Genomic DNA, 18412 nt, shown 5'->3' on the forward strand with positions numbered 1-18412 from the left:
AAACGCCCGGTTACATTCCGAACCCGGAAGCTAAGCCTCACAGCGCCGATGGTACTGCAGGGGGGACCCTGTGGGAGAGTAGGACGCCGCCGAACTCCTTTTACAGCTCCGGCCCTTGGGCACTGCCCAGGGGCCGGAGCTTTTTTGCGTTGAGGTAGGGTCAGGGGGCATCGTTGGCTCGTTTCGCACAGGAGGCCCCCGGGTGGAGGTCCAGGAGACGCGTGTCCAGACGGACCGTGTCCTCACCATCCCCAACATCCTCAGCATGGCACGGCTCGTCGGCGTACCCCTGTTCCTGTGGTTGATCCTCAGGCCCGAGTTCGGGGGCCCCAAGAGCGACGGCTGGGCTCTCCTCGTGCTGGCCTTCAGCGGGATCAGCGACTATCTCGACGGCAAGCTCGCCCGGCGCTGGAATCAGATCAGCAGTCTCGGCCGGCTTCTCGATCCCGCCGCCGACCGACTCTATGTTCTTTCCACGTTGGTCGGTCTCACCTGGCGGGAGATCCTGCCGCTCTGGCTGACCGCCTTCCTGCTCGCGCGAGAGCTGATGCTTCTGGTGATGGTGGGCATCCTCCGCCGGCACGGGTATCCGCCGCCCCAGGTGAACTTCCTCGGGAAGGCAGCCACCTTCAACTTGATGTATGCCTTCCCGTTGCTGCTCCTTAGCGATGGGAGCGGTTGGATCGCGTCACTCGCCGCTGTTTTCGGATGGGCGTTCGCCGGATGGGGTACAACGCTCTACTGGTGGGCAGGAGTGCTCTACGTGGTACAGGTCCGCCGTTTGGTTCGTGCGGACGCCATGGTCGATTGAGCTCGGCGATTGTCCGGACGTTACGCCACATGGCCCGCGGTGGAAAAGTGCGGGACAATCTGGACGGGTGAAGTCGGCTAGACCGTCGTCTCTTGTGAGGAGGACGCTTCCGACATGAAGGCCGTCGTGATGGCCGGGGGCGAAGGCACCCGCCTGCGCCCCATGACCTCTAGCATGCCCAAGCCGCTCCTGCCCGTGGCCAACCGCCCGATCATGGAGCACGTGCTACGGCTGCTCAAAAGGCACGGGCTCACCGAGACCGTTGTCACCGTCCAGTTCCTGGCATCGCTCGTCAAGAACTACTTCGGCGACGGTGAAGAGCTCGGAATGGAGCTCACTTATGCCAATGAGGAGAAGCCACTCGGTACCGCCGGAAGCGTCAAGAACGCCGAAGAGGCGTTGAAGGACGATGCCTTCCTCGTCATTTCCGGTGATGCCCTGACCGACTTCGACCTCACGGAGCTGATCAATTTCCACAAGGAGAAGGGCGCGCTGGTCACGGTCTGTCTGACCCGGGTGCCCAATCCGCTGGAGTTCGGCATCACCATCGTCGACGAGGAAGGCAAGGTCGAGCGTTTCCTGGAGAAGCCGACCTGGGGACAGGTCTTCTCCGACACGGTCAACACGGGCATTTATGTCATGGAGCCCGAGGTATTCAACTACGTCGAAGCCGATGTTCCGGTCGACTGGTCCGGTGACGTCTTCCCGCAGCTGATGAAGGAAGGCAAGCCGATCTACGGCTTTGTCGCCGAGGGCTACTGGGAGGACGTCGGCACCCACGAGAGCTATGTGAAGGCCCAGGCCGATGTTCTCGAGGGCAAGGTGAACGTCGACATCGACGGCTTCGAGATTTCCCCTGGGGTCTGGGTGGCGGAGGGCGCCGAGGTGCACCCCGATGCCGTACTGCGCGGGCCGCTCTACATCGGCGACTACGCGAAGGTCGAGGCCGGCGCGGAGATCCGGGAGCACACGGTCGTCGGCTCGAACGTCGTCGTCAAGAGCGGCGCCTTCCTGCACAAGGCCGTCGTGCACGACAACGTGTACGTCGGGCAGCACAGCAATCTGCGCGGCTGTGTCGTCGGCAAGAACACCGACATCATGCGGGCCGCGCGGATCGAGGACGGTGCGGTCATCGGTGACGAGTGCCTGATCGGTGAGGAATCGATCGTCCAGGGCAACGTCCGGGTCTATCCGTTCAAGACCATCGAGGCCGGTGCCTTCGTCAACACGTCCGTCATCTGGGAGTCCAGGGGGCAGGCCCATCTGTTCGGCGCCCGTGGTGTGTCCGGCATCCTGAATGTGGAGATCACGCCGGAACTCGCCGTGCGGCTGGCCGGCGCCTACGCGACCACCCTCAAGAAAGGCTCCACGGTCACCACGGCCCGCGACCACTCCCGAGGCGCCCGTGCGCTCAAGCGGGCGGTCATCTCCGCTCTGCAGGCCAGCGCCATCGACGTACGCGACCTGGAGAACGTACCGCTGCCCGTTGCCCGGCAGCAGACCGCGCGCGGCAGCGCCGGCGGCATCATGATCCGGACCTCGCCGGGCGTGCCGGACTCGGTCGACATCATGTTCTTCGACGGCAACGGCGCCGACCTGTCGCAGGGCAGCCAGCGCAAGCTGGACCGGGTGTTCGCGCGGCAGGAGTACCGCAGGGCGTTCCCCGGAGAGATCGGCGACCTGTACTTCCCGGCGAGCGTCTTCGACTCCTACACCGGATCGCTGCTGCGGAACGTCGACACGACCGGGATCGCCGAGTCCGGCATGAAGGTCGTCGTCGACGCCTCCAACGGCAGTGCCGGGCTGGTGCTGCCCAGCCTGCTCGGCAAGCTGGGCGTGGACTCCCTGACCATCAACCCCGGTCTCGACGAGTCCCGGCCCACGGAGACGGAGGAGATGCGGCGCAAGGGGCTGGTGCGGCTGGGGGAGATAGTGGCGTCCTCGGGGGCCGCGTTCGGGGTCCGGTTCGACCCCGTCGGCGAGCGGCTGTCGCTCGTGGACGAGAAGGGCCGGATCATCGAGGACGATCGCGCGCTGCTGGTGATGCTGGATCTGGTGGCCGCGGAGCGGCGCAGCGGCAGGGTGGCGCTGCCGGTGACCACGACCCGGATCGCCGAGCAGGTGGCCGCCTACCACGGCACCCAGGTCGAATGGACGACGACGTCGCCGGACGACCTCACGCGTGTGGGGGGCGAGGAGGGCACCATCTTCGGCGGTGACGGCAAGGGCGGGTTCATCGTCCCCGAGTTCAGCAGCGTCTACGACGGCACTGCGGCCTTCGTACGGCTGATCGGGCTGGTGGCGCGCACGCAGCTCACGCTGAGCCAGATCGACGCGCGGATCCCGCGGGCGCACGTCCTCAAGCGGGATCTGGCCACGCCATGGGCCGTCAAGGGTCTGGTCATGCGGCGGGTCGTCGAGGCTGCCGGGGATCGCTTTGTCGACACCACGGACGGTGTGCGGGTCGTGGAGACGGACGGGCGCTGGGTGATGGTGCTGCCCGACCCGGCCGAGGCCGTCACCCATCTGTGGGCCGAAGGGCCGGACGACGCCTCGGCGCAGGCCCTGCTGGACGAGTGGTCGGCCGTAGTGGACAGCGCCGGGAGGTAAGGCCGGAGTAGGTAAGGCCTGGCGTAGGGAGTGCACGTCGCCGGGCGGCAAAACCCACGCACGCGCGCGTGCCGGACAAGTGTCCTTCAAGGGGGCCTGTCCGGCACGCCGGTGGGGCCATTCGGAGGTACTCCTCGCGACATGCGACGATGTGCGGCATGCCGCAGCAACCCGTTCGGAGCAGCCCCACGCGGGCGCAGCGTCCGGACGCCTCCATGTCGTTGATCACCAACGTCATGGATCACAGCCTCGACGACGGGTACGCCGAGGCCGCAGCCCGCAAGAAGTCCCAGGGCGAGGGCGGCCTGCCCAAGACCCTCAGGGCGAAGCTCGGCCTCGCGGCCGGCCTCGTCCTCGCTGCGCTGGTCGTGACCGTCGGGGCGGCACAGACGCGGGCGGCGGCGCCAGTGGTGGCCAAGGAGCGGCAGGAGCTGATCGACCGCATCGACAGCGAGACCGCGAACGCGGACAAGCTGGAGGGCACGGTCGACAAGCTCAGGGACGACGTCGGCGCGCGCCAGCGGGCGGCGCTGAAGTCGAGCGGCGGCAGCGCACAGGCGGACCTGGTGGGCGTGCTGTCGGGCGCCACGGCGGTCCACGGGCCGGGCCTCAAGCTCGTCGTGAACGACGCCAAGGAGGCCAGCACCGGCGGTGACGGCACCAACCCGCGGGAGACCTCCGGGTTCTCCGACACCGGCCGGGTGCGCGACCGGGACATGCAGCGCGTGGTGAACGGCCTGTGGGGGTCCGGCGCCGAGGCCATCTCCATCAACGGGCAGCGGCTGACGGCCCTGTCCGCGATCAGGGCCGCGGGGGACGCGATACTGGTCGACAACAAGCCGCTGGTGCCGCCGTACACGGTGCTGGCGGTGGGGGACGGGGAACGGTTGAGCACCGAGTTCCAGAGCAGTGCGGACGGCCTGTATCTGCACGCCCTGGAGCAGAACTTCGGCATCCGCGCCACCATCTCCACGGAGGGCGACGTACGGTTGCCAGCCGCACCGAGTGTGATCGTACGCACAGCACAGCCGAGCACCGAGAAGACTGAGAAGGGCACATCGTGATCGCCGTACTGGGCCTCGTCGTGGGAGTCGTGGCCGGCCTGTTGGTCCGGCCAGAGGTTCCGGCGGTCGTGGAGCCTTATCTGCCGATCGCCGTCGTCGCGGCGCTGGACGCCGTCTTCGGCGGTCTGCGGGCCATGCTCGACGGGATCTTCGACGACAAGGTCTTCGTGGTGTCGTTCCTGTCGAACGTGGTCGTCGCCGCGCTGATCGTGTTCCTGGGCGACAAGTTGGGCGTGGGTGCTCAGCTGTCCACAGGCGTCGTGGTCGTCCTCGGCATCCGGATCTTCTCCAACGCCGCGGCTATCCGGCGGCACGTGTTCCGGGCGTGACACCGATGAGCGAGCAGAACGAGCCGAACAAGCGGAACGAGCAGCCGGAGAAGCCGGAGCACAGGCTGCGCAAGGAACTGCCCGAGGAGGTGCCCGCGCGGGCACCGGAGCCGGTGCCGGTGCAGAAGGCGGAGGAGCCGCTGACCGGTCGGCAGCGGCTGGTGAAGGGACTGTGGCCGCCACGGGTGTCCCGGGCCCAACTCATCGTCGCCCTGCTGCTGTTCGGCCTCGGCTTCGGCCTGGCCGTGCAGGTGGCGTCCAACAGCGACAGCGACAGCGCGCTGCGCGGCGCACGCCAGGAAGATCTTGTTCGCATTCTCGATGAACTGGATTCGCGTACGCAGCGTCTTGAGGACGAGAAGCAGGGACTCGAAAAGCAGCGCCAGGAACTGCAGAGCAGCTCCGACCAGGCGGCGGAGGCTCGTAAGCAGACGGCCGAGAAGGAGAAGCAACTCGGCATTCTGGCGGGCACGGTGGCGGCTCAGGGTCCCGGCATCACGATGACGATCGAGGACACGAAGGGGACGGTCAAGGCGGACATGCTGCTCGACGCGATCCAGGAGCTGCGTGCGGCCGGTGCGGAGGCGATCCAGGTCAATGGGGTCCGGGTGGTCGCTGGCACCTATTTCACGGACTCCGGCAAGAGCGTCGGTGTCGACGGGAACAAGATCAATGCCCCCTATCGTTTCAAGGTCATCGGCAAGCCGCAGGACCTGGAGCCGGCGTTGAACATCCCGGGAGGCGTGGTGCAGACGCTGGAGAAGGAGCAGGCCACGGTGACGGTCCAGCAGTCGGGCAAGATCGTCGTGGACGCCTTGCGACAGGCGAAGCGGCCTGACTACGCTCGGTCGTCCTCCCAGTGAACCGGTGGTGCATGGGGGACGTCCGGCAGGGGCATGAGGTTGCGGGGGGTCGGCGCACCGAACGGGTGGTGCGTGGTGGAAACTGTCTGATGGATACGGACGTTGTGAGAATGTCCGGCTCGGCCGGTGTAGGCAATCAGGGTTCGTCCTGCCCCACGGGCGGGTCTGTTTCGGTCAAGGGGAATCGCCCGTGAAGTTGTTTGCGAAGTTGTTCCGCAAGAGCGCGCGAGAGGGCAGCGACAACGCCACCGCTCGTCACCGCGCACAGCCTGACGCGGAGGGTCGGCGCCCGCTGTTCCGGGACCAGGTCGCTGGTCCGGGCGGTGACATTTCCGGAGGTCAGGGCGGGGCGTCGGTTGACCCTGCCCAGTCCGGCGGCATAGGTTTCGGGCAACCGTCAACCTCAGGTGCGGGTGGAGGGTTCGCCCCCGGTCCGTACGCGTCCAACGCCCCGGTGGGGCAGCCGCAGGAGGATCCGTCGATGTCGGTCCTGGTGTGTACGAGGTGCGGTAACCGCAACGCGGAGAACGCCCGCTTCTGTTCCAACTGTGGCGCGCCGCTGCGCCCCGGAGTGGCGCCGGAGCGTGCCTCCGAGACGACGTCCACGATCTCGATCTCCGGTCTCGAGGCCTACGACTCCGAGGTCACCGGCCAGACGCAGATGCCGATGCTGTCGCCCGAGGCACAGGCCGCGGTGGACGCGCTGCCGATGGGCTCGGCGCTGCTGGTGGTGCGCCGGGGACCGAACTCGGGCAGCCGCTTCCTGCTGGACAGCGACCTGACCACGGCCGGCCGTCATCCGCAGAGCGACATCTTCCTGGACGACGTCACGGTCTCGCGCCGGCACGTGGAGTTCCGGCGCTCCCCGGATGGCTCGTTCACGGTGGCCGACGTGGGCAGTCTGAACGGCACGTACGTCAACCGCGAGCGGATCGATCAGGTCCCGCTGTCGAACGGCGACGAGGTGCAGATCGGCAAGTACCGGCTGGTGTTCTACGCGAGCCGGCAGGGCATCTGACCCGCCCCCGGACCGGTGTCCGGGGGGACCCCAGGGAAGGTCCATGCTTCAAACACCGAGCGGCGGTGCCGGAAGCGGTACCGCCGCCAGGGACAGTGGGCTGATGAGCATCGGCACGGTGCTGAACGTGCTGCGCGACGAGTTCCCCGAAGTCACCATCTCCAAGATCCGTTTCCTGGAGTCGGAGGGGCTCATCGAGCCGCAGCGGACCCCTTCGGGATATCGCAAGTTCAGCGCCGGGGATGTCGAGCGCCTGGCGCATGTGCTGCGGATGCAGCGGGACCACTACCTGCCGCTCAAGGTGATCCGCGAGCACCTGGACGCCATGGAGCGGGGCGAGGCCGTCCAGCTGCCCGTGGTGGGCCTTCAGCGCACCACTGGGGACGTTCCGGAGCCGTCCGTGGCGCGCACGGTGGCCCGGATCGGCAGGGCCGAGCTGCTGGCGGCCGCGGAGATCGACGAGGGCGACCTCAAGGAGTGGGAGTCGTACGGGCTCATCGCTCCCCTGGAGGACGGGGCGTACGACGCCGAGGCGGTCACCGTGGCCTCGCTCGTCGCCGAACTAGGCCGGTTCGGGATCGAGCCACGCCACCTTCGGGTGATGAAGGCGGCCGCCGACCGCGAGGCCGGACTGGTCGACCAGGTGGTGGCCCCGCTCAGGCGCCACCGCAACCCGCAGACCAGGGCCCATGCCGAGGCCCGTGCGAAGGAGCTGGCGGCGCTCACGGTGAAGCTGCACACGGCACTGGTGCAGACCGCTCTCGGGGTGCGGCTGCCCTGAACAGCGGGGGGCCGTGAGCGGCCGGATCGGCCACCTGTTCCCGGCCCGACTACCCAAACGTCCCGAGCACGGCCTAGGGTTGCTGTGTGAACGAGCTCGATGTCGTAGGTGTCCGGGTCGAAATGCCCTCCAACCAACCGATCGTGCTCCTGCGCGAAGTGGGAGGCGACCGTTACCTCCCCATCTGGATCGGGCCGGGGGAGGCGACGGCGATCGCGTTCGCCCAGCAGGGCATGGCCCCCGCCAGGCCGCTGACCCACGACCTGTTCAAGGACGTGCTGGAGGCCGTCGGCCAGGAGCTGACCGAAGTACGCATCACCGATCTGCGGGAAGGTGTTTTCTACGCGGAGCTGGTCTTCGCCAGCGGCGTCGAGGTCAGCGCCCGCCCCTCCGATGCCATAGCGCTGGCCCTGCGCACCGGAACGCCGATCTACGGCAGTGACGCGGTGCTGGACGACGCCGGCATCGCCATTCCGGACGAGCAGGAGGACGAGGTGGAGAAGTTCCGCGAGTTCCTCGACCAGATCTCGCCCGAGGACTTCGGCACCAGCAGCCAGTGAGTCGGCCGGTGAGCGTCGGCGCCCCCTGCGCGCGGGCAATTGCCACCGGCCATTGAGAGCGTCCTACGGCCTCCCCCGAACGCATTCGGCTAGCCTTTCCCCGCGGTGGGACACGGGAAACCACTCCTAGGGTGATTATCACTCGGCGTGCCGAGTGTGGCGATCGTTGACGCACCCCTGGTGACTGCCTACCGTCGTGAAGGCAGGTCAAGGACGGAGGTCGGCGTGAGCACCAGCGGCGACGGTACGGCTGGGGGTGCCCCCGGACGCGGGTTCGGGGACAGCGGTCCGTACCCTCCCCCGAGCTCTCAGCTGCGTTCGAACAGCGGGTATCCCCAACCGAGCAGCGCGGTCGGTCACGCTCCGCAGCGGCCGACGGTGGTGCCGAACGGCGGAGGGGCGGCGTCCATGGCGGCGGAACAGATCGGCTACCGCGGGCCGACGGCCTGCGCGGCCGCGGGCATCACTTACCGGCAGCTGGACTACTGGGCGCGCACCGGCCTGGTCGAGCCGAGCGTGCGGCCCGCGTACGGGTCGGGCACGCAACGGCTGTACAGCTTCCGTGACGTCGTCGTCCTGAAGATCGTCAAGCGGTTCCTGGACACCGGGGTCTCGCTACAGAACATCCGCACGGCCGTGCAGCACCTCAGGGAACGCGGTTTCCGTGATCTGGAGCGGATGACCCTGATGAGCGACGGCGCCACGGTGTACGAGTGCACCTCGCCGGACGAGGTCCACGCCCTGCTGCAGGGCGGCCAGGGGATCTTCGGGATCGCCGTCGGCGTGGTGTGGCGGGACGTGGAAAGCGCGCTCTCCCAGCTGCACGGCGAGCGCATCGACACCGGCGAGACGCTGGTCGGGCACAACCCCGCGGACGAGCTGGCGCGGCGGCGCAACCGGGCGGTCTGAGAGCGGTCCGGACCCGGCGCGCTCCGGACCCGGGCGTTGTCAGTGCCGTGGTGCAGCATCGGAGATGTGAGAAACGCGCCCACGATCCTGCATCTCGACATGGATGCCTTCTACGCCTCGGTGGAGCAGGCATCCAAGCCGAGCCTGCGCGGGAGGGCGGTCGTCGTGGGCGGGCTCGGGCCGCGCGGGGTCGTGGCCACCGCTTCGTACGAGGCACGTGTCTTCGGGGTCCACTCGGCGATGCCCATGGCCCAGGCACGCCGGCTGGCACCGAATGCCGCGTATCTGGTGCCGCGCTTCGCTGTGTACCGGGCGATCAGCGAGCAGGTGATGGCACTGCTCCAGGAGCTGTCGCCGCTGGTGGAGCCGCTCAGCCTGGACGAGGCGTTCGTGGATCTGGAGGCCGGGGGGACGGCCTGGGACGAGGAGTCGGCGCGGCTGGCCGGGATCAAGCTGCGCGCGGACATCCGGGCGGTCACCGGGCTGACCGGATCGGTGGGGCTCGCCGCCTCCAAGATGCTCGCCAAGATCGCCTCGGAGCAGGCCAAGCCGGACGGCCTGGTGCTCATAGAGCCGGGCTCCGAGCGGGCCCTGCTGGGACCGATGCCGGTGCGGACCCTGCCGGGGGTCGGGCCGGCCACCGGGGACCATCTGCGCCGCGCCGGGATCACCACGGTCGAGGAGCTGGCCGAGGCGGGCGAGGACGAGCTGGTCCGGTTGCTGGGCAAGGCACACGGGCAGGCGCTGTACGCCATGGCCCTGGCCCATGACGAGCGGCCCGTGGTGGCCGAGCGTGAGGCGAAGTCGGTGTCGGTCGAGGACACCTACGACGTGGACATCCATGACCGGCTCCGGATCGGGCTGGAGGTGCAGCGGCTCGCCGACCGGTGTGTGGGGCGGCTGCGCGGGGCCGGGCTGTCGGGGCGGACGATCGTGCTGAAGGTGCGCCGGTACGACTTCTCGACCTTGACCCGCTCCGAGACGCTCAGAGGGCCCACGGACGATCCCGTGGTCGTGCGGGAGGCGGCCGCGCGGCTGCTGGACTCCGTGGACACCACGGGTGGGGTACGGCTGCTGGGCGTGGGCGTCTCCGGGCTCGCCGACTACACCCAGGAGGACCTGTTCGCGCAGGCCATGCCCTCGCGGACGGCGGAGGCGCCGGAGGAGGCTGGGGCCGAGGTCGTCGTGGAGCGGCCGGAGCCCGCCGAACGGCACTGGCGCGCGGGACAGGACGTACGGCATGCGGAGTACGGGCACGGGTGGGTGCAGGGGAGCGGGCTGGGGCGGGTGACGGTGCGGTTCGAGACGCCGCAGTCCCCTCCGGGGAGGGTGCGGACGTTCTTTGTCGAGGACCCCGCGCTGGAGTCCGCCGATCCGTTGCCGCTGGTCGCGGATCCTGCCCAGCCGCCGGCCTGTCTCGGTCCGTCAAGCAGTGGCCGACCCGGGGCTTTGCCCCGGACCCCGGAGGAATTCGGCGATCAGGTCTCCTCCGATCCCGCCAGCTTGCCGAAGTCGTGGTCCGGGGCCGAGGAAGGTGATGCCACGTCCAGACCGTAGTGATGGTAGAGCTGGAGCTCCTGCTCGGGGGAGAGATGGCGGCCCACGCCGAAGTCGGGTGCGTCCTTGATCAGGGCGCGGTCGAACGGGACCTGGAGGGAGCCCTCGATCAGCTCGCTCGGCTCCAGGGGTACGAAGGCGTCGCGGGAGAACAGGCCGGTGCGTATCGCCGCCCACTCGGGCACGCCGGTCGCGTCGTCGAGGTACACCTCGTCGATGGTGCCGATCTTGGTGCCATTGCGGTCGAACGCCTTGCGGCCGATCAGGTTGCGCGGATCGATCTCGGTCTGCACGGTCCCTCTCCCTCCACGTGGTCGCAACTCATCCGTAAGCACTACGAAAGAGCAGATTCGGGGAGGCGGCCACTCGAGGGCCCGGGCGTCGACCTCGCTGGTAGGCTGACAGCGGCTGCTGACCCCGTGCGGGAGAGTCCTCCGACCACCTCGGAGGCGCCGAAGGAGCAAATCCTCCCCGGAATCTCTCAGGCTCACGTACCGCACGGACGAGGTCACTCTGGAAAGCAGGGCGGATGTCGACGGCTTCCGCTCTCACCGACGGTGAAAACCGGGACCTCCAGGCCCCGGTGAAGCTCTCAGGTTGAGATGACAGAGGGGGAGGCCGTCCGGGCACCCGCGTCGTGGTGCCCTCGAAGGTCGCGTCAGACCAGGAGGCCTCCGCAATGACCGCCCATCGTATTCCGCTCTCGGAGCTCGAAGCGGGCATCCCGTTCGAGCAGCGCCACATCGGGCCCGACCAGGAGGCGCGGGCCAAGATGCTCGCGCAGGTCGGCTACGGCTCGCTGGACGAGCTGACCGCCGCGGCGGTCCCGGATGTCATCAAGAACGCCGACGCGCTCGACCTGCCGGGCGCCCGCACCGAGGCCGAGGTGCTCGCCGAGCTGCGCTCGCTCGCCGACCGCAACCAGGTCCTCGACTCCATGATCGGCCTCGGCTACTACGGCACCTTCACCCCGCCGGTGATCCTGCGCAACGTCATGGAGAACCCGGCCTGGTACACGGCCTACACGCCGTACCAGCCGGAGATCTCCCAGGGCCGCCTCGAAGCGCTGCTGAACTTCCAGACGACGGTCGCCGACCTCACCGGGCTGCCCACCTCCGGCGCCTCCCTGCTGGACGAGGGCACCGCCGCCGCCGAGGCCATGGCGCTGTCCAGGCGCATGGGCAGGAACAAGAAGGGCCTGTTCCTCATCGACGCGGACGCGCTGCCGCAGACCATCGCCGTCATCCAGACCCGCGCGGAGCCGACCGGTGTCGAGGTGGTCGTCGCCGACCTCAGCGAGGGCATCCCGGCCGACATCGCCGCGCGTGAGATCAACGGCGTGCTCATCCAGTACCCGGGCGCCTCCGGTGCCGTACGTGACATCAAGCCGGTCATCGACCAGGCGCACGAGCTCGGCGCGCTCGTCACCGTCGCCGCCGACCTGCTCGCGCTGACCCTGCTGACCTCGCCGGGTGAGCTGGGCGCGGACATCGCCGTCGGCACCACCCAGCGCTTCGGTGTGCCGATGGGCTTCGGCGGCCCGCACGCCGGCTACATGGCGGTGCACGAGAAGTTCGCTCGCAGCCTGCCCGGCCGTCTCGTGGGCGTCTCCGTCGACGCCGACGGCAACAAGGCCTACCGGCTCGCGCTGCAGACCCGTGAGCAGCACATCCGCCGGGAGAAGGCGACCAGCAACATCTGCACCGCGCAGGTGCTGCTCGCCGTGATGGCCGGCATGTACGCCGTCTACCACGGGCCGGAGGGGCTGCAGACCATCGCCCGGCGGACGCACCGGTACGCCACGATCCTCGCCGCGGGCCTGAAGGCCGGCGGTGTCGAGATCGTGCACGGCGCCTTCTTCGACACCCTCACCGCGCGGGTGCCAGGCAAGGCCGCCGAGGTCGTCGCCACCGCCCGGGAGCACGGCGTCAACCTGCACCTGGTCGACGCCGACCAGGTCTCGATCGCCTGCGACGAGACCACCAAGCGGGCCCAGGTGGCCGCCGTGTGGTCCGCCTTCGGGGTCGAGGGCGACATCGAGGCCGTGGACGCGACGGCCGAGGACACCCTGCCCGAGGCGCTGCTGCGCACCGACGCCTACCTCACCCACCCGGTCTTCCACCAGCACCGCTCCGAGACCGCGATGCTGCGCTACCTGCGCAGGCTGGCCGACCGCGACTACGCGCTCGACCGCGGCATGATCCCGCTGGGCTCCTGCACCATGAAGCTCAACGCGACCACCGAGATGGAGCCGGTCACCTGGCCCGAGTTCGGCCAGCTGCACCCCTTCGCCCCGGCTGAGCAGGCCGGGGGCTACCTCACCCTCATCCGCGAGCTGGAGGAACGTCTCGCCGAGGTCACCGGCTACGACAAGGTCTCCCTGCAGCCGAACGCCGGTTCGCAGGGCGAGCTGGCCGGTCTGCTCGCCGTCCGCGGCTACCACCGCGCCAACGGAGACGAGCAGCGCACCGTCTGCCTGATCCCGTCCTCCGCGCACGGCACCAACGCCGCCAGCGCCGTGATGGCCGGCATGAAGGTCGTCGTCGTCAAGACCGCCGAGGACGGCGAGATCGACGTCGAGGACCTGCGCGCCAAGATCGAGCAGTACCGCGACGAGCTGGCGGTGCTGATGATCACCTACCCGTCCACGCACGGTGTGTTCGAGGAGCACGTCGCCGACATCTGCGCCCAGGTCCACGAGGCCGGCGGTCAGGTGTACGTCGACGGTGCCAACCTCAACGCCCTGGTCGGCCTCGCCAAGCCGGGCCACTTCGGCGGTGACGTCTCGCACCTGAACCTGCACAAGACCTTCTGCATCCCGCACGGCGGCGGCGGCCCCGGTGTCGGCCCGGTCGCGGTCCGCTCGCACCTGGCGCCGTACCTGCCGAACCACCCGATGCAGCCGGCCGCGGGCCCCGAGACGGGCGTCGGCCCGATCTCGGCCGCTCCATGGGGCTCCGCGGGCATCCTGCCCATCTCCTGGGCGTACGTCCGGTTGATGGGCGGCGAGGGTCTGAAGCGGGCCACGCAGGTGGCCGTGCTCTCGGCGAACTACGTCGCCAAGCGCCTGGAGCCGCACTACCCGGTGCTCTACACCGGCCCCGGCAACCTGGTGGCGCACGAGTGCATCATCGACCTGCGCCCGCTGACCAAGGCGACCGGTGTGAGCGTGGACGACGTGGCCAAGCGCCTGATCGACTACGGCTTCCACGCGCCGACCATGTCCTTCCCGGTGGCCGGCACGCTGATGATCGAGCCGACCGAGTCGGAGGACCTCACCGAGCTGGACCGGTTCTGCGACGCGATGATCGCCATCCGCGCGGAGATCGAGAAGGTCGGCGCGGGCGAGTGGCCGGCGGAGGACAACCCGCTGCGGAACGCGCCGCATACCGCCGCCGCGCTCGGTGGCGAGTGGAAGCACGCCTACAGCCGCGAGGAGGCCGTCTTCCCGGCCGGTGCCTCGACCGCCGACAAGTACTGGCCGCCGGTGCGTCGTATCGACCAGGCCTTCGGTGACCGCAACCTGGTGTGCTCCTGCCCGCCGCTGGATGCGTACGAGGACTGAGCAAGCCGTGCCACAGGGCCCCGTCCGGTTTCCGGGCGGGGCCCTCGCCGTGTCATGCCGTCGCCAGAGACACCTCGGTCGCCTTGATCAGGGCGATCACGTCGGAGCCCACGAAGAGGCCGAGGTCGGCGACTGCGTCCTTGGTGATCGCCGCGGTCAGTTCGCCGCCGTCGACGGTGATCTTGACGGTGGCCATGACGGTGCCGGTCGTGAGGCCGGTGACCGCGCCGGGAAGCTGGTTGCGGATCGACAGGCCCTGGACCCGCTGCGTGGCCAGGGAGACCTCGGTCGACTTCACCAGCGCGTGGACGGGCGTGCCGGGGGCGAGGGAGAGGTCCTCGGCGGATTCCTTGGTGATGGCCGCCATGAGTTCCTGGCCGCCGTCCAGCCGGAGTCTGACGGTGGCCATGGCCTCGCCCGGGTGGACCTCGGTGACGGTGCCGGGGAGCTGGTTGCGGATGCTCAGGGTCATGGGCACTCACGGTAGAGCGCTCGTCCGGTCAGGCAGGGTATGCGTGCGTCTGGGTCGCTTTCACCGTCGCCCATACAGCGGCGCCGGGATGCAGGTCGAGTTCGGCGGCGGCGACCGTGGTGAGGTCGGCGGCGAGGGAGAGTTCCCCGGTGAGGTCGGCACGGATCTGGTCGCCGTGCGTCTCCAGGCCGGCCACCTCGCAGCGCCAGAGGTTCCGGGCGCTGGCGCCGGTGGGGCGGTCCCGGAACAGGGTGACGGCGGACGGCGGGAACGCCACGAACGCCGGACCGGACAGGTCTTCGGTGGTCGTGATCGCCGGACCCGCGTCGAGTCGTACCGTGTGTCCGTCCGCCTGGCCGCGGTAGAGGTTGAGGCCGACGAGCTGGGCGATGTAGTCGGTGCGTGGGTGGCGGGCGATGTCGGCGGGGGTGCCCTCCTGGACGACCCGGCCGTGCTCGATGACGATCAGCCGGTCGGCGAGCACCATGGCGTCCAGCGGGTCGTGCGTGACCAGGACGGCGACCGCCTCGAAGTCGGCCAGGTGGCGGCGCAGTTGGGCGCGGACCTCAAGTCGGGTGCGGGCGTCCAGGGCGGCCAGGGGCTCGTCCAGGAGCAGCAGCCTCGGGTGGGTGGCCAGGGCGCGGGCGAGGGCCACGCGCTGGGCCTGCCCGCCGGACAGGCGGCGCGGCTTGGCGCCCGCGTGGTCGGCGAGGCCCATGCGGTCCAGCCAGGCCGCGGCCTGTGCGCGGGCCTCGGTTCTGCTCGCGCCCTGGCAGCGTGGGCCGAAGGCGACGTTGTCCAGGGCGGAGAGATGGGGGAAGAGCAGGTAGTCCTGGAAGACGACACCGACTGGGCGGGACTCCGGGGGAGTGCGCTCCAGAGAGGTGCCGTCCAGGCGGAGGTGGCCGGCGGCGAGCGGGGTGAGGCCGGCGAGGGCGCGCAGGGCGGTGGTCTTGCCGGCGCCGTTGGGGCCGAGGAGGGCGAGGACGTCGCCGGGGGCGGCGGTGAGGGTTATGTCCAGGCGGAACGTGGTGCGGTCGACGACCAGGTGGGCGTCGAGTCCGGCCGTGGGCGGGTGCGGGTGCGTGGTGGGGCGCCGGCCTTCGGCCGGCTTCGGGTTCCCACCCGCACCACCCGTGCGGCTTTCGTCGTCGGGTGCGGGTGGACCCTGTGGGGGTGCGGCGCCGTCGTCGGGTGCGGGTTGTGGCGGTGGGGGTGCGGGGTGTCCCGGCCGGGCTGCGGCTGCGTCGGTAGGTGCGGGTTGTCCCTGCGTGGGGTGGGGGTTCGTCATGGTGTTGTCATCCAGCGGTCTCGCAACCCCGCCAGCACCGCGATCGACACCGCCAGGAGGACCAGGCTGAGGGAGATCGCGGCGTCGGGGTCGTTCTGCAGGGCCAGGTAGACCGCGAGCGGCATGGTCTGGGTGCGGCCGGGGAAGTTGCCCGCGAAGGTGATCGTCGCGCCGAACTCGCCGAGCGCACGCGCCCAGGCCAGGACCGCGCCCGCCGCGATGCCGGGTGCGATCAGCGGCAGCGTGACCCGGCGGAACGCCGTGAAGCGGGACGCGCCGAGCGTGGTCGCCGCCTCCTCGAAGCGCGGGTCGGCCGCGCGCAGGGTGCCCTCGACGCTGATGACCAGGAAGGGCATCGCGACGAACGCCTCCGCGATCACGACCCCGGCGGTGGTGAACGGCAGCGTGATCCCGAACCAGGAGTCCAGCACCTTGCCGATCACCCCGTTGCGACCGAGGGCCAGCAACAGTGACACACCGCCGACCACCGGCGGCAGCACGAGGGGCAGCGTCACCAGGGCCCGTACGAGGCCCCGGCCGGGGAACTCCGTGCGGGCCAGCAGCCAGGCCAGCGGCACGCCCAGGACGAGGCTGACGGCCGTTGCCGCTGTGGCGCTGACCAGCGACAGCTGGAGCGCCTGCCACACCTCCGTGCTGGACAGCTGGTCCGGCAGGCTGCGCCAGGGCGCGCGGATGATCAGCGCGACCAGCGGCAGCAGCAGGAACGCCAGCGCCAGCAGGCCCGGCAGCAGCAGCGGCAACGGCACCCCGCGTCGGCCCCCCGCGCCGACGCGGCGACGCCGCGGCCGGTCCGTGCGGGGACCGGTCGCGGCGCCGGGCTTGTGGAGCGAGGTCACGGCTTGAGGAAGCCCGCCTCGCCGAGCACCTTCTGGCCCTCGGCGGACTGCACCAGGGCGATGAACGCCTTGGCGGCCTTGGCGTTCGGCGCGTTCTTCAGCAGGACGATCGGGTAGTCGTTGATCGCCTCGGCGGACTCGGGGAACTCCACGCCCTCCACCTTGCCGGCCGCGGACTTCACATCCGTCTTGTAGACGACCGCGGCGTCGGCTTCCTTCAGTTCCACCTTGTTCAGGGCGGCCTTGACGTCCTGCTCGTAGGAGGCCGGGGTGAGCTTGAGCTTGCTGGCGTCCAGGGCCTTCTGCGCGGCGGCGCCGCACGGCACGGTCTTGTCGCACAGCACGACCTTCAGGCCGGACTTGGTGAGGTCCTTCAGGGAGGACACCTTGTCGGGGTTGCCCGGCAGGGTGGCGATCTCCAGCTGGTTGCGCACGAAGGTGGCCGGGGTGCCGACCGCGTCCTTCTTGTCCGTCACGATCCCCATGGTCTTGGGGCTGGCGGCGGCGAAGACGTCCGCCGGGGCACCGCCGGTGATGCTCGCGGCGAGCGTGTCGCTGCCGCCGAAGTTGAAGCTGACCTTGGTACCCGGGTGCTGCTTCTCGAACTCCTTGCCCAGGGTCGTGAAGCTCTCCTTCAGGGAGGCGGCGGCGAACACGGTGATGTCGCCGGACAGCTCCGGGGAGGCCGAGGTCGACTTGTCCGACGTCGTGTCCTTCGCGTCCGAGGACGAGGAGCAGGCGCTGAGGGCCATCAGGGCGGCGGCTCCCGCGCCGGCCAGCTGCAGCAACCGCCGGGTCCGGCGCACGGAACGGGTCATCACGGATCTACTCCTCAGGTTCTGTGGAACGACTGTCGCGCCCTGTCACGGCCCGGAGAACCGGCCGTGCGGCGATGATACTGCCGCATCTGCCAGCCGTAAGCCTCCTGTCTCATCGCATGAGCTGCGAACTCGCGACTTGGAGCTTGCATGTGCGTTTGCACGGTGTGCCGCGGCGGGTACGGTGCTGCGGGAGGTGGTCGCAGGTGACGCTCGCGGAACTCGCCCTGGCCGGCGATCTGGCCCGGCCCGCCCGGCTGACCGTGCCGGACCTGCTCCGCTGGCCGCAGCACCGGGTGGACGTCAGCTTCGAGTGCGCGACCAGCGGCATCCAGCACCACCGGTTCGCCGGCCCCCGGCTGTACGACGTCCTCGCCGACGCGGGTCCCGGCTTCGACCCGGCGCGGCGCAAGGACCGGCTGCGCTTTCTCATCGCGGTGACCGGCACCGACGGCCATCACGCCGTGCTGTCCTGGGCCGAGATCGACCCGGATTTCGCGGGCGCGCCCGTCCTGCTGGGTGTGCGCATCGACGACACCCCGCTGGACGAGGCCGGGCCCCAGCTGGTGCTCCCGCAGGACCGGTGCGGGGCCCGGCACATCAGCGGGATCACGGCGATCCGGGTGGACGGCGGCTACCGCTGTGCCGGTCCAGCGCCCGCCATACCCGGTCACGCAGCAGCGGCAGCTCGGTGACCGCACGCCCGTGGCGTCCCGCAGTGCGTTGGCCAGGGCGGGGGCGACCGGATTGAACGGGCTCTCGCTCATCGACTTCGCGCCCTGCGGGCCGATCGCGTCGGCGGTCTCCATGAAGTGCACCTCGGCGCGCGGCATGTCGGCGTACTGCGGGAACCGGTAGCGGCGGAAGGCAGCCGTGTCGACCGCCCCTCTCGGCCCGCACCACCGCG

17 protein-coding genes, 1 rRNA gene, 1 pseudogene and 1 riboswitch are annotated in these 18412 nt (G+C 69.8%); of the genes and pseudogenes, 13 read left to right on the forward strand and 6 right to left on the reverse strand.

Annotated features, from left to right (window positions below; all coding sequences use genetic code 11):
• The 11 genes from rrf to AB0M27_RS12230 form a co-directional block, all read left to right on the forward strand.
• Positions 1-95: ribosomal RNA gene (gene rrf, locus AB0M27_RS12180) — 5S ribosomal RNA — on the forward strand; the annotation flags it as partial.
• Positions 96-202: 107 nt separating this feature from the next.
• A complete protein-coding gene (locus AB0M27_RS12185) occupies positions 203-811 on the forward strand; it encodes a CDP-alcohol phosphatidyltransferase family protein (protein ID WP_365720635.1) in 609 nt (202 codons plus the stop codon).
• Between the two features lie 114 nt (positions 812-925).
• Positions 926-3421 carry a mannose-1-phosphate guanyltransferase gene (locus AB0M27_RS12190; protein ID WP_365720637.1) on the forward strand — a complete coding sequence of 832 codons (2496 nt, stop codon included), beginning with the start codon at positions 926-928 and terminating at the stop codon, positions 3419-3421.
• 149 nt (positions 3422-3570) lie between these two features.
• Entirely contained in the window at positions 3571-4485 is a 915-nt protein-coding gene (locus AB0M27_RS12195; protein WP_365720639.1) for a DUF881 domain-containing protein, read from the forward strand.
• Positions 4482-4814 (forward strand): small basic family protein, encoded by a 333-nt coding sequence (locus AB0M27_RS12200; RefSeq protein WP_003988855.1) that lies wholly within the window; start codon positions 4482-4484, stop codon positions 4812-4814. Before AB0M27_RS12195 ends, AB0M27_RS12200 begins: the two co-directional genes overlap by 4 nt.
• Before the next feature lie 5 nt (positions 4815-4819).
• Positions 4820-5677, forward strand: a complete 858-nt coding sequence (locus tag AB0M27_RS12205; RefSeq protein ID WP_365720641.1) for a DUF881 domain-containing protein — start codon at positions 4820-4822, stop codon at positions 5675-5677.
• Between the two features lie 190 nt (positions 5678-5867).
• Complete coding sequence (locus tag AB0M27_RS12210) at positions 5868-6695, forward strand: FHA domain-containing protein (protein ID WP_365720643.1); 828 nt, start codon at positions 5868-5870, stop codon at positions 6693-6695.
• Between the two features lie 43 nt (positions 6696-6738).
• Positions 6739-7476 (forward strand): MerR family transcriptional regulator, encoded by a 738-nt coding sequence (locus AB0M27_RS12215; protein ID WP_365720645.1) that lies wholly within the window; start codon positions 6739-6741, stop codon positions 7474-7476.
• Positions 7477-7562: 86 nt separating this feature from the next.
• Positions 7563-8036: a bifunctional nuclease family protein gene (locus tag AB0M27_RS12220; RefSeq protein ID WP_053666762.1), complete on the forward strand. Its 474-nt coding sequence runs from the start codon at positions 7563-7565 to the stop codon at positions 8034-8036.
• Between the two features lie 225 nt (positions 8037-8261).
• The gene (locus tag AB0M27_RS12225) at positions 8262-8945 is read left to right on the forward strand and encodes a MerR family transcriptional regulator (RefSeq protein WP_365720647.1); all 684 of its coding nucleotides are present in this window, start codon (positions 8262-8264) and stop codon (positions 8943-8945) included.
• A gap of 66 nt (positions 8946-9011) precedes the next feature.
• Positions 9012-10502: a DNA polymerase IV gene (locus tag AB0M27_RS12230; protein ID WP_365720649.1), complete on the forward strand. Its 1491-nt coding sequence runs from the start codon at positions 9012-9014 to the stop codon at positions 10500-10502.
• Here the strand turns inward: AB0M27_RS12230 and AB0M27_RS12235 are convergent.
• Positions 10424-10795: a PRC-barrel domain-containing protein gene (locus AB0M27_RS12235; RefSeq protein WP_365720651.1), complete on the reverse strand. Its 372-nt coding sequence runs from the start codon at positions 10793-10795 to the stop codon at positions 10424-10426. The genes AB0M27_RS12230 and AB0M27_RS12235 overlap by 79 nt on opposite strands.
• Before the next feature lie 119 nt (positions 10796-10914).
• Positions 10915-11009, forward strand: a riboswitch (glycine riboswitch).
• A 172-nt stretch (positions 11010-11181) separates the two neighbouring features.
• Between AB0M27_RS12235 and gcvP the strand changes: the two genes are divergently transcribed.
• On the forward strand, positions 11182-14067 hold the full coding sequence (gcvP, locus tag AB0M27_RS12240; protein WP_365720653.1) for an aminomethyl-transferring glycine dehydrogenase: 2886 nt from the start codon (positions 11182-11184) through the stop codon (positions 14065-14067).
• Between the two features lie 52 nt (positions 14068-14119).
• Here the strand turns inward: gcvP and AB0M27_RS12245 are convergent, their stop codons facing one another.
• Genes AB0M27_RS12245 through modA form a run of 4 tightly spaced genes read right to left on the reverse strand, consistent with a single transcriptional unit; the run spans position 14120 to position 17505 of the window.
• Positions 14120-14539 (reverse strand): TOBE domain-containing protein, encoded by a 420-nt coding sequence (locus AB0M27_RS12245; protein ID WP_365720655.1) that lies wholly within the window; start codon positions 14537-14539, stop codon positions 14120-14122.
• A 28-nt stretch (positions 14540-14567) separates the two neighbouring features.
• On the reverse strand, positions 14568-15830 hold the full coding sequence (locus AB0M27_RS12250; protein WP_365720657.1) for an ABC transporter ATP-binding protein: 1263 nt from the start codon (positions 15828-15830) through the stop codon (positions 14568-14570).
• Positions 15827-16687: a molybdate ABC transporter permease subunit gene (gene modB / locus AB0M27_RS12255; protein WP_365720659.1), complete on the reverse strand. Its 861-nt coding sequence runs from the start codon at positions 16685-16687 to the stop codon at positions 15827-15829. The genes AB0M27_RS12250 and modB overlap by 4 nt, the downstream gene beginning before the upstream one ends.
• Entirely contained in the window at positions 16684-17505 is an 822-nt protein-coding gene (modA, locus tag AB0M27_RS12260; RefSeq protein ID WP_365720661.1) for a molybdate ABC transporter substrate-binding protein, read from the reverse strand. The genes modB and modA overlap by 4 nt, the downstream gene beginning before the upstream one ends.
• Positions 17506-17711: 206 nt before the next feature.
• Here modA and AB0M27_RS12265 point away from each other — a divergent pair, with 206 nt between their 5' ends.
• A complete protein-coding gene (locus tag AB0M27_RS12265) occupies positions 17712-18200 on the forward strand; it encodes a molybdopterin-dependent oxidoreductase (RefSeq protein ID WP_365720663.1) in 489 nt (162 codons plus the stop codon).
• Here AB0M27_RS12265 and AB0M27_RS12270 read toward each other — a convergent pair.
• Positions 18115-18395 (reverse strand): annotated as a pseudogene (locus AB0M27_RS12270) (aldehyde oxidase); the annotation flags it as partial. The gene AB0M27_RS12265 and the pseudogene AB0M27_RS12270 sit on opposite strands and share 86 nt — an antisense overlap.
• Positions 18396-18412 lie beyond the last annotated feature (17 nt).

The sequence above is a fragment of the Streptomyces sp. NPDC052107 genome, assembly GCF_040680215.1.
Taxonomy (GTDB): Bacteria; Actinomycetota; Actinomycetes; order Streptomycetales; family Streptomycetaceae; genus Streptomyces.